General features: G+C 64.2%; 7 protein-coding genes. 6 read left to right on the plus strand and 1 reads right to left on the minus strand.

Features of this window, described 5'->3' with window-relative positions; all coding sequences use genetic code 11:
• The 6 genes from NBG84_RS36845 to NBG84_RS36870 form a co-directional block, all read left to right on the plus strand.
• Positions 1-4,349, plus strand: a 4,349-nt coding sequence (locus tag NBG84_RS36845) for an amino acid adenylation domain-containing protein (RefSeq protein ID WP_250924071.1), incomplete at its 5' end; no start/stop codon positions are given.
• 179 nt (positions 4,350-4,528) lie between these two features.
• Positions 4,529-5,869, plus strand: coding sequence for a cysteate synthase (locus NBG84_RS36850; protein WP_250924072.1), 1,341 nt, complete (start codon positions 4,529-4,531; stop codon positions 5,867-5,869).
• Between the two features lie 249 nt (positions 5,870-6,118).
• On the plus strand, positions 6,119-7,168 hold the full coding sequence (gene hppD / locus NBG84_RS36855; protein WP_250924073.1) for a 4-hydroxyphenylpyruvate dioxygenase: 1,050 nt from the start codon (positions 6,119-6,121) through the stop codon (positions 7,166-7,168).
• A 2-nt stretch (positions 7,169-7,170) separates the two neighbouring features.
• Positions 7,171-8,355 carry an alpha-hydroxy acid oxidase gene (locus tag NBG84_RS36860; protein WP_250924074.1) on the plus strand — a complete coding sequence of 395 codons (1,185 nt, stop codon included), beginning with the start codon at positions 7,171-7,173 and terminating at the stop codon, positions 8,353-8,355.
• Complete coding sequence (locus NBG84_RS36865) at positions 8,342-9,673, plus strand: aminotransferase-like domain-containing protein (protein WP_250924075.1); 1,332 nt, start codon at positions 8,342-8,344, stop codon at positions 9,671-9,673. The genes NBG84_RS36860 and NBG84_RS36865 overlap by 14 nt, the downstream gene beginning before the upstream one ends.
• 56 nt (positions 9,674-9,729) lie before the next feature.
• The gene (locus NBG84_RS36870; protein WP_250924076.1) at positions 9,730-10,044 is read left to right on the plus strand and encodes a hypothetical protein; all 315 of its coding nucleotides are present in this window, start codon (positions 9,730-9,732) and stop codon (positions 10,042-10,044) included.
• Positions 10,045-10,224: 180 nt separating this feature from the next.
• Here the strand turns inward: NBG84_RS36870 and NBG84_RS36875 are convergent.
• A partial coding sequence (locus NBG84_RS36875) for a thioesterase domain-containing protein (protein ID WP_250924077.1) occupies positions 10,225-11,730 on the minus strand: 1,506 nt, incomplete at its 5' end.

The following is an 11,730-nucleotide window of genomic DNA, read 5'->3' on the forward strand; positions in this document are numbered from 1 at the left end:
CGGACGCGACGATGGTCCAGGCAGTCTGGTTCGACGCCGGACCCACCACCTCAGGCCGCCTACTCGTAGTGGTCCACCACCTCGTAGTCGACGGAGTGTCCTGGCGGATCCTGCTACCGGATCTACAGCAGGCATGGGAAGCCGCCACAGCAAATCGGCCCGCGGCTCTGCAACCAGTCGGCACCTCCTTCCGCCACTGGGCACAAACCCTGGCCGAGGAAGCCTGTACCCCCGGCCGGGTCGCGGAACTAGCGTTGTGGCACAAGATGCTGCGTGGAACCGACCCCCAGCTGGGTAAGCAGGTGTTGGATCCAGCCCGAGATGTGGCGAGCAGTGCGCGGCGGGTGACGGTGTCACTCCCACCGGAGCAGACCGAGCCATTGCTGACCGAGGTGCCCGCGCTCTTCCACGCCGGTATCAACGACGTACTCCTCAGTGCACTCGTGTTGGCGGTGGGGCGGTGGCGGGCCCGGAGGGGGCAACGTGCCGCCGGCCTGCTCGTCGATCTGGAGGGACATGGACGGCAGGAGAGTGTGGCGGGGGCGGAACTATCGAGGACTGTAGGCTGGTTCACCTCGATGTTCCCCGTCCGGTTGGACCCGGGCATCTTCAACGAGGCGAAGGCCTGGGCCGGTGGTGCGGATCTGGGCCGGGTCCTCAAACGGGTCAAGGAACAACTGCGGGCGGTGCCCGATCACGGCATCGGCTATGGCCTGCTGCGCCACCTCAACCCGGACACCGCCACCCAGCTGGCCCAGCTGCCTGCCCCGCAGATCGCCTTCAACTACCTGGGCCGCTTCTCCATCGGTCAGCCCGAGGACTGGGCGGCAGCCGGCGAGAACACCGCGGCGGGCAGCGGTACCGACCCCGCCATGCCCATGACCCACACCCTGTCCATCAACGCTCTGACCCAGGACACCCCCCAGGGCCCGACCCTGACCCTCACCTGGACCTGGCCAGAGGCCCTCCTCGACGACACCGACGTCAGCGATCTCGCCGAGGCCTACCAACAGGCACTCACCGCCCTCATCCAGCACGCCAGCCTTCCCGGCAACGGCGGCCGCACCCCCTCAGACCTGCCCCTACTCAACCTCAACCAGGCCGACATCAACCGCCTGGAGACTCGCCGGCCCGATGCAACGGAGCTGCTTCCTCTGGCTCCGCTGCAGGAGGGTCTGCTCTTCCACTCCCTCTACGACGAGCAGGGCGAGGACGTCTACACCACCCAACTGTGCTTCCGGGTGGAGGGGAAGCTGGACATCGCGGTGCTCAAGGCCTCCGTACACACCTTGCTACGCCGACATGCCAACCTACGCGCCGGGTTCCTCCACGAAAGCCTCTCCCAGCCGGTCCAGATCATCCCCCGTAACAACGAACTACCCTGGCAGGACATCGACCTCACGGACCTCGACGCCGACCGGCGGGAAGCGGCCGTCGCGGACTGGCTGGACCGGGACCAGCACATGCGCTTCGACCTCACCGACCCGCCACTGCTCCGCTTCGCCCTGCTCCACCTGGGCCCCGACCGCTACCGGCTGGTCTTCACCAACCACCACATTCTCCTGGACGGCTGGTCCCTTCCCGTGCTGATGCGGGAACTGTTCACCCTCTACGCCCACCACGGAGACGACCACTCCCTGCCCCCCGTCACCCCCTACCGTGACTATCTCGCCTGGATCGCTGGACAGGACCAGGAGGTCGCCGAGGCCGCCTGGCGGCATGCCCTGGACGGCATCGACGAGCCCACCCGTCTCACCCCTGCCGGTCTTACCCGTACCCCTCAACTGCCGCAGCAGTTCGCCCTCGAACTACCCCACCACCTCACCCACCAGCTCACGACCACAGCCGCCACCCACAACGTCACACTGAACACCCTCATCCAGTTCGCCTGGGCCACCCTCCTGGCCCGCATGACCGGACGCACTGACATCGTTTTCGGTGCCACCGTCGCCGGCCGTCCGCCCGAAATCCCCGGCATCGAAACCATGGTCGGCCTCTTCATCAACACCATCCCCGTCAGGGTGGTCTTGAGGCCTCATGAATCCGTCGGTACGGTGCTCAGTCGGCTCCAGCAAGAGCAAGCCGAGCTTCAGGTTCACCAGCACCTCGGCCTGGCCGCCGTTCAGAAACTCACCGGCCACGCCGAACTCTTCGACACCGTCATCGTCTTCGAGAACTACCCCGTAGACCTCGACCAGGCCAACGTCCCGACGGCTGGGTTCTCCTTGACGAAGGAAGCGGGTCAAACCGGAAACCACTATCCCTTGACCTTGGCTGTTGTACCGGGGGAGCGTCTTCGGTTCCGCCTTGACTACCACACGGACCTGCTCGATCGAACCACCGTCGAAGCGTTGGTCGGGCGTCTGGTTCGGGTGCTGGAGGCGGTGGTCGCCGACCAGGATGCGTCGGTTGGCAGCATCGACGTTCTTTCGCCGGCTGAGCGTGAGCAGATCCTCACAACGTGGAATGACACCGAACACCCGGTGCCGGACGTGGCGTTCACGGAGCTGTTCGAGCGGCAGGCCGCAGCATCGCCGGATGCGGTGGCGGTCACCTTCGAGGATGAGAAGGCGACTTACGGTGAGCTGAACGCGCGGGCGAATCGGCTGGCCCGGTATCTGATCGGTCAGGGTGCCGGCCCGGAAGGGTTGGTGGCGTTGGCTCTGCCGCGTTCGGTGGAGCTGATCGTGGCCCTCCTGGCGGTTCTGAAGTCGGGGGCCGGGTATGTGCCCATCGATCCGGACCTACCGCGTGATCGTGTAGCGCACATGCTCGGTGATGCCCGCCCGGTGCTGTTGCTCACCGACACGGAGACCGGGAGCCAACTGCCGGGCCATGAGAGCACGGTATGTGTCCTGCTCGATGACACCACCAGCACCGAGATCGCGGGTTTGGACGGCATGGATGTCACCGACACCGACCGTGTCAGTGCGCTGCTGCCACAGCATCCCGCCTACGTCATCTACACCTCCGGCTCCACCGGTAGGCCCAAGGGTGTCACCATCACCCACCAGGCGCTTGTCAACTATGTGGTGCGCTGCTCTGAGGCTTACCCGCATCTGCGGGGCACCACGGTGGCGCATGCCTCGGTGTCCTTCGACATTGGAGTGACCGCGCTCTATGGCGCGTTGATCTCTGGGGGTTGTGTACGGGTGGTTCCATGGGAGGCGCTCGCGGCGGAGCCGACGCCCGTTGCGGGGGATGCGGCCACTTTCATGAAGGTGACGCCCAGCCATCTGCCACTACTGGATGACAAGATCCTTACGGGGGATGGTCAACTCATGCTGGGTGGTGAGGCCTTGTCCGGTGAAGCGGTCATGCGTTGGCGGGTCGCGTACCCGGAGGTGTCTGTCGTCAACCACTACGGTCCCACTGAGACTACCGTCGGCTGCACCGACTACCTCGTACCCGACCAGGCCCAACTGACGGGCACAGTCCCCATCGGCCGGCCCATGTGGAACACCCGGGTCTACGTTCTCGACGGGGGGCTGTCGCCGGTGCCCGTCGGTGTGCCCGGCGAGCTCTACGTCGTCGGCCTTCAGCTGGCCCGTGGCTATGTGAATCAGCCTGCCCTGACAGCAGAGCGGTTCGTGGCGGATCCGTTCAGCGGCACGGGTGAGCGGATGTATCGAACCGGAGACGTGGTGCGGTGGCGCGCGGACGGCGTCCTGGAGTTTGCCGGGCGGGCGGACGCGCAGGTGAAGGTACGAGGTTTCCGTATCGAACCCGGTGAGATCGAAACCGCCCTCGCCACCCATCCCAGCGTCAGCCAAGCAGCAGTCCTTGTCCGCGAAGACCGCCCAGGTGACAAACGCCTGGTCGCCTACGTGGTCCCCGCCGAAGCCGAAGCCGAAGCCGAAGCCGAAGCTGAACCCGACGCTCGTCCTGGTGCCGGTGTGCCGGTGGATGCGGGGATATTGCGGAGTGTGGTTTCCGGTCGGGTGCCGGACTACATGGTGCCCTCCGCTTTCGTGGTGCTGAAAGCGTTGCCGCTGACACCGAATGGAAAGCTGGACCGGCGTGCTCTGCCCGCACCCGAATCTGTGTCGGCACCAGCGGGCCGTGGGCCACGCAACTCCAGTGAGGAAGTGCTGTGTTCACTGTTCGCCGAGATCCTCGGCATCACCGAGGTCAGAATCGACGACAACTTCTTCCACCTCGGCGGACACTCACTGCTAGCGACCCGACTCGTTAGCCGGATTCGATCGGCTATGGGGGTGACGATCAACATCCGCACCATGTTTGAAACCCCCACTGTCGCCGGGCTGAGCAAGCACATGGAACTGAATGACGGAGCACCTGCACGGCCGAAGCTGAGGCCGATGAGGAGGCCTGAGAATCCCAAGTAGGCCAGTGCCGTACACGCATCTCCTGCGTAGAAGCAACGCCTACGAGGTTGCTGCTCTTTCGTTGCACCAGCCTTGTAGACAATGTCCGCCCCAACGCGTTGTGCGTATCACTCCTGGAATTTGAGTAGCGCCAATGACGCGGGTGGAGTTCATCGGTGTGAACTTCCGAACGGAGCACGGTGAGTAATCCAGAGAGCCGTCACTACCATCTCGTCTGTCCGCTGTGCGGTAGCCGTCAGTTTGATGACGGACTGGCCTTGTCCTGCTCAGGTGCTCATGATCCTGCCCTGCTCCATACCGAATACATGGAGCAAAAATTCGAGCCACTCGCAACGGAGGAGGGAGTCTTCCGCTATCGGAGGTGGCTCCCGGTGGTCCGGAGCGTGCCGAACTCTGGTCGTACGGCGGTTTTCCGCAGTGAGGGGCTTGCTCGCTCTCTCGGTATGTCGAACCTCTGGATCGCCTTCAACGGATACTGGCCGGAGAAGGGAGGCTTTCTGGAGACCGGAACCTTCAAGGAGTTGGAGGCCTATACGGTTCTCGGCAGGATGCCCGATGACGGCACGGTACTGGTCGTGGCATCTGCCGGTAACACCGCGGCGGCATTTGCTTCCGTCTGCTCCCGGTCCGGCAGACCCTGTCTGCTGATAGTTCCAGAGACGGGACTGAGCAAGTTCAAGCTGAGGGAACCGCTGCATCCGCTGGTCAGACTTGTGGTGTTGGCAGGGGCCGACTACTCCGATGCGATCACGCTGTCTGAGGACGTGGCCGAGAACCCAGGCTTCTACCTGGAGGGCGGCGTTCGGAATGTGGGGCGGCGGGACGGCCTCGGTACGGTGATGTACTCCGCAGTGGAAGAGATCGGTGGTCTGCCCGAGTACTACTTCCAGGCGGTCGGGAGCGCCGCGGGCGGAATCGCCGTGCACGAGGGCGCCAAACGTTTTCGTACTTCGGTCGGGACCGACGCGGCGTTGCCGAAGTTGATGTTCTCTCAGAACGAGGGGTTTGCCCCAATCTACCGGTCCTGGCGCAATGGGAAGCGTGCTCCTGTGCACGCGCCCTGCAGTCCGGCATGGTCTCCGCGTAACGCCTTCGCGGATGAGTTGACGAACCCGTATCCGCCATATGGAGTCCACTCCGGAGTCTATGACGTTCTGACCGAAAGCGGGGGAGATGTCCTGACTGTTGACCGGGAATCCGCGAGGGCGGCGATGCGGCTCATGAAGGAGATGGAGGGCATTGACATCGAGCCTGCTGCCGCAGTGGCTACGGCGTCGCTGCTGTCGTCTGCTCACGGCGGGTGGATCGATCGCGATGCCTGTGTTCTGCTGAATATCACGGGCGGTGGTAGGGCCAGGATGGCGCACGACTATTCACTGGTTCAGGCAGAGCCAGATTTGCTGGTCGAGGCGGGGCGGCCTCGTGAGGGCGTTCTGGACGAGGTACTCGGACTCTTCTCGCCTCGTGACGACTATGCACTCTCAAGCGACGTGCAGGTGAGTGCGCGACCACGGACATAGGATCGGCGCCAAGGTTCAGGTAAACCGCCTATATGGAGTGTTGGGCTGGCTGTAAGGCCGATTTGAGTGATGCGCGGCAAAAGCTCGATGGTCAGTCTCTCATGCCGTATTGGCACTTGTCGCTTTTGGTGTACATCCACCCATCGCACATTAGCATCTGAAGGAAAGCGTGACTCAATGAATTCGAACACCGTTGAAGCAGCGTCCTCATTCATTGGCGCTGAAGGCCCCATCTCGGCAAGCCTGCGCATGGACCACGTTGAGTTCTATGTGAGCGATTTGCGGAGCAGCCTTGAGCAGCTGAGCAGCTGGTACGGCTTCGAAGTACTGGTCCCTCCCACCCGGGTCGAAGCGGACGGGGCACACGAGTCGGCCCTCGTGGGGCGGAACCAGATAAGGCTCCTGCTCACCCAGGCCCTCGTGCCCGAGCATCCCGCCTGGACGTATGTCCAGCGTCATGGCGACGGAGTGGCGAACATCGCGCTGAGCGTGCCCGATGTGAAGTCCACGCACGCGGAGTTGGTGACACGTGGAGCCGTGAATGTGCTCTCCCCGAACGATGCCGACGGATGCGTGACCGCGACGGTCTCCGGCTTCGGCGATGTGGTTCACACGCTGGTCGAGCGGCACCCGGATGTGCCCGGCGACCGGATTCCCGGGCTGCCCGTCCCGGTTGGTGTCGGCGACGCGGACACGATCGGTCTCAGGTCCATCGACCACTTCGCCGTCTGTCTTCCCATGGGGGAGCTACCTGAGGTCACACGCTTCTACACCGATGTCTTCGACATGCAGGTGATCTTCGAAGAGAAGATCGAAGTGGGGCCGATGGGGATGGACTCCACCGTCGTACAGAGCCGTTCCGGTGATGTGACGTTCACTCTGATCGAACCCATGCCCAATGTTAGGGCCGGCCAGATCGAGAGCTTCATCGCCGATCACGGCGGTGCGGGGGTCCAGCACGTGGCCTTCGCGACGGACGACGTCTCGCGTGCGGTCGGCACAATGGCCGAGCGCGGTGTGCCATTCCTGCGCACACCGGCCACCTACTACGAGATGCTCGTTGACAGGTTGACCCCTCTGCGCTACTCCATCGACGAACTGCGCGACCTCAACGTCCTGGTGGATCAGGACCATGACGGCCAGCTCTTCCAGATCTTCACACGCTCCGTGCACCCGCGGAGAACTCTCTTCTTCGAGGTCATCGAGAGGATCCGCGCCCGTACGTTCGGCAGCAACAATGTGCGTGCCCTGTACGAGGCCGTGGAACTGCAGCGCTCCGCAAGCGAAGCACAGGAATGAGCGTGTCCCAACAGGCCGAGACCGCATCAGCCAGCAAGCCGGACGTCGTACCGGCGGACGGCGCCCCGCCGGTGTCGCTGGACGATCTCGCCAACCGGGCGCGTTCGCAACTGAGCCAGGAGGCGTGGGACTGGCTTGAGGGCGGTGCCGAGCGGGAGCTGACGCTTGCCGCCAACCGGACCTCCTTCGATCGGGTGGCGCTCCTGCCGCGCATCCTCGTCGACGTGTCGTCCTGCACCACCGCGACGCGTCTGGTGCGCAGTGCCGCCGCGCTTCCCCTTGCCGTGGCCCCGGTCGCGTACCAGCGCCTCTTTCACCCAGAGGGCGAACTCGCGGTGGCGCGCGCCACCGCGACCGCTGGAGTGCCCTTCACCATCAGTACCTTGAGCAGTGTCTCGATGGAGGAGATCGCGGCGACCGGTACGACGACGTGGTTCCAGCTGTACTGGCTCAAAGACCGGTCAGCCGTGATCGACTTGGTGCAACGGGCCGAGAAGATCGGTTGCGAGGCTCTGGTGCTGACCGTGGATGTGCCGCTCATGGGACGACGGCTCCGGGACGTTCGGCACGGGTTCTCCCTACCGGACTCGGTCCGGGCCGTGAACCTGGAGGGCGGAGCGAAGAGCGGGGCGCACCAGCAGACCCGCCACGGTTCGGCGGTTGCCGCTCATACCGCCGCGACCTTCTCGTCGTCCATCACATGGCGCGATGTCGAATGGCTGCGTGAGCGCACGCACCTGCCACTGATCATCAAGGGGGTGCTCGACCCGGCGGATGCCGTGCTCGCAGCCCGATCAGGAGCTGCCGCCGTGGTGGTGTCCAACCACGGAGGGCGACAGCTCGACCAGGCCGCGCCCACCGCGGCCGTGCTGCCCAGCGTGGTGAGCGCCCTTGAGGGCGTCGACGACAGCAACTGCGACGTACTCGTGGACAGCGGCATCCGGAGCGGTTCCGACGTACTGAGTGCACTCGCCCTCGGTGCACAGGGTGTCCTTCTCGGGCGACCCGCGATGTGGGGCCTGGCAGCCGCCGGGGAACAGGGGTGTGACCAGGTGTTGTCGCTGCTGGCCGAACAGCTTCGCCACGCGATGACGCTCGCCGGATGCCCCGATCTGGAGGCAGCGCGCCACTTGAGCACCCTGCCTATGCCCTGTGAACGCAGGAGGGAACACGATGAACGATTCTGAGCGGGAGCACCAGCAGGTTGGTTCTGACCTGCGGCTTGAAGGACTTCACGGATCGCTGGCAGACCCCGCGATGGCCTCGATGAACTTCCTCAACGAAGTCGCCATCCGGTACCCCGACGCCATTTCGTTCGCGGCCGGCCGCCCTCTTGAGGACTTCTTCGACTTTGACGAAGTACACCGGTACGTCGATGTCTTCGTGGCCCATCTCCGTCAGGAACGGTCCATGAATGAGGCAGAGGCCAAACGAACCGTCCTCCAGTACGGCCGGACCAAGGGCATCATCCACGACCTGGTGAGCCGTCAGCTCGCGGTCGACGAGGGCATCAACGTCACGAGCGACTCGATCGTCGTCACGGTTGGATGCCAGGAGGCGATGTTCCTTGTCCTGCGTGCCTTGCGCGCCGACGCCCGTGACGTCGTCCTGGCCATCTCTCCCACCTACGTAGGTCTCGCTGGCGCGGCACGTCTGGTCGACTGCCCGGTGTGGCCGGTCCGCAGTGGTCCGACAGGGATTGACTTCGACGATCTCACCGCTCAGGCAACCGCGGCCCGCTCGGCCGGACTGCGACCCCGCGCGCTCTACGTGATCCCGGACGCGGCGAACCCGACCGGGATCAGCCTGGACCTGGAGACTCGCCGCAAGCTGCTCTCCGCCGCGGCGGTGGAAGACCTGCTCCTGCTTGAGGACAACGCGTACGGGGTCTTCGCCGGTAAGGCACGGATTCCCTCGCTCAAGACACTGGACACACAACGCCGTGTCGTCCGCCTGGGCTCATTCGCCAAGACCGTGCTGCCGGGTGCTCGTGTGGGATACGTAGTGGCCGACCAGAGAGTGGCCGAAGGCGACGGCAGCGGTCAGGTGTCCCTCTTCGCCGATCACCTCTCCACGATCAAAAGCATGCTCACGGTGAACACAGCACCGCTGGCCCAGGCCGTGATCGGTGGTGCTCTGCTGGACAACGGGCACAGCCTGTTGGCCGCGAACCACCGGGAGATCGAGCTCTATCAGCGCAATCTGCGCCTGATGCTCAAGGGGCTAGAAAGTCGATTCGGGACGTCCGCGGCTGGGGACCCGCAGGTCACCTGGAACACGCCGAGCGGCGGCTTCTTCCTGACCCTGACGGTGCCCTTCGAGGCCGACGACGTACTGCTCGAACGCTCCGCCAAGGACTATGGCGTCTTGTGGACGCCCATGTCGCACTTCTACGCGGGGAACGGCGGCTCCCATCAGATCCGTCTGTCGCTCAGCCAACTCGATCCACAATCCATAGAGTCGGGGCTCGATCGTCTGTCCGCCCTGGTCAAGTACTGCTCGTAGTCCACGCACCTTCACAACAGGGACGAGGTAACCCATACCGCGCACCGTGGGCCGAGGTGGGAGCTGATCTGGTCGGCTCCCCCCTGTCCCTGTGGGCCAGGGACATCACCGTGCATCTGACCGACTGCGAACCGACGCCGGTGTTCACCGCGGCCGCACTCGGAGCCAGCCGACCAAGAACCCCGTCGACCTTCCGGGTACGACATTCACCAGCCCTGGGCCAGCAACCGTCCCGCACACAGCTGGCTGTGGCATTTCCCGCACTCCTCGGGAGATTGCCGGGTGGGCGACTTCCGGGCTTTGAGTCCGAACTCTCCTCCCGGAAGTGCGGATCTGTCGGCCGGATAGCCTCGCTGCCCCTGGAGTGGTAGCCCTTGGCCTGCAAGGCAGTCGAATTCTGTTCGTCGGGGCGATCACCGTCGAATAGTTCCTGTGAGGGACGGAGGCTGTGAACGGGTCAACTGCGCGGCCCCTGCCCCTGGTCTGCCATGGAGTACGAGGGAGACCAGGGGCTCCGCCTGCGGGACTGCGCCTTGCTGGCCGGTGGGTTGTCAGTCCGTCGGCTCAGTTAGTTTGGCGCGGAGCCTGCGGCCAATCTCCTCCAGCGGAGCGGGCTGCATCATGCTGACGTGATCGCACTGAATCTTGTGCTCATGCACTTCCCCCGTAATGTACGGGGCCCATGCCTCCGAGGCGGTCGCGGGCATGTGGTTGTCGACTGCCGCGGTGAAGAACAACAAGTCACCATCGAACTTGCCCAGTCTGGCGGAACGCCCGACTGAACGATTGTTATGAATCGCGGTCATCAGTTGCGAGGCCTGTCCTGCGTCTATCTCCAATCCGGCAAGCGCACCACCCAAGTGACGTTCTGCGTAATCCCGGAGAATGACAGAAAGGTCTTCGGTCTCACTGCCTTCAGGAATCTTGTATCCAGCGCCTTCGGCCAAAGCGGCGATGAGTTCTTGCCTTGTTTCCGGGCCTGACGCGGGAGCCCCCTCATGGGGGTAGGCATCGAGCAGTGTCAGGATGTCGACCTCCGCGCCCTCTTCTTGCAGCAACACCGCGGTCGTATGCGCGAGGAGCCCGCCGTGGGACCATCCGAGGAGTCGGTAGGGCCCTTCGGGCTGGACAGAGCGAATGACCTTGACGTAGTCGGCTGCCATCTCGCCAAGACTGGACGGGAGAGGGGCAGCGCTCATCATTCCACGTATCTGTAGCCCATAGACTGGAATGTCTTGCGGTATATGCCTCAGCAGGCCCGAATAGCACCAGCTGAGTCCCGAAACCGGATGCATACAGAAGACCGGCGGTTCTCCTCCCTTCTCTCCTCCTGCGCGGATCGGCAGAAGTACGTCGAAGGCATCGAAGTCATCTCCACTCTCCAGGCGCTGGGCGAGGCCTGCCACGGTCGGCGCCTCGAACAACGCCCGAATCGACACCTCGCTATCCAGCACCGACCGGATACGGCTGATCAGCCTCGTTGCGAGAAGGGAATGCCCGCCCAGCTCGAAGAAGCTGTCATCGATACCGACTTCGGCCATGCTGAGGACCTCGGCGAACAGCGAACACAGCACTTCTTCCCGAGCGTTGCGCGGACCGCGGCCAGAGGTGTTGGGAGTGGCGTCGGGGGCGGGAAGTGCCTTGCGGTCGAGTTTCCCGTTGGGTGTCAGCGGCAAGGCTTCCAGTGCTACGAAGGCGGTGGGCACCATATAGTCCGGCAGGCGCTCCGCCACCACACCCCGCAACACCGACACATCGATCAACGGCACAACACCGGAGTCGGCGGGAACCACATACGCGACGAGGCGTTTGTCGCCTGGGCGGTCTTCGCGGGCGAGGACTGCTGCTTGGTCGACTGAGTCATGTGAGGTCAGAACTGCCTCGATCTCGCCGGGTTCGATGCGGAATCCGCGTATCTTCACCTGCGCATCGGCGCGGCCTAGGAACTCCAGGATGCCGTCTGTGCGCCATTGGGCTAGGTCCCCGGTTCGATACATCCGGGCACCCAAGGCGCTGAAGGGGTTGGCTATGAAGCGTTCGGCGGTGAGGTCGGGGCG

This window comes from Streptomyces albipurpureus, from assembly GCF_023701525.1.
GTDB classification, from domain to species: domain Bacteria; phylum Actinomycetota; class Actinomycetes; order Streptomycetales; family Streptomycetaceae; genus Streptomyces; species Streptomyces albipurpureus.

Excerpts from the sequence above, each read along its gene's own strand:
- hppD (WP_250924073.1), top strand. The coding sequence starts at position 6,119 with ATGGACCACGTTGAGTTCTATGTGAGCGATTTGCGGAGCAGCCTTGAG.
- NBG84_RS36865 (WP_250924075.1), top strand. The coding sequence starts at position 8,342 with ATGAACGATTCTGAGCGGGAGCACCAGCAGGTTGGTTCTGACCTGCGG.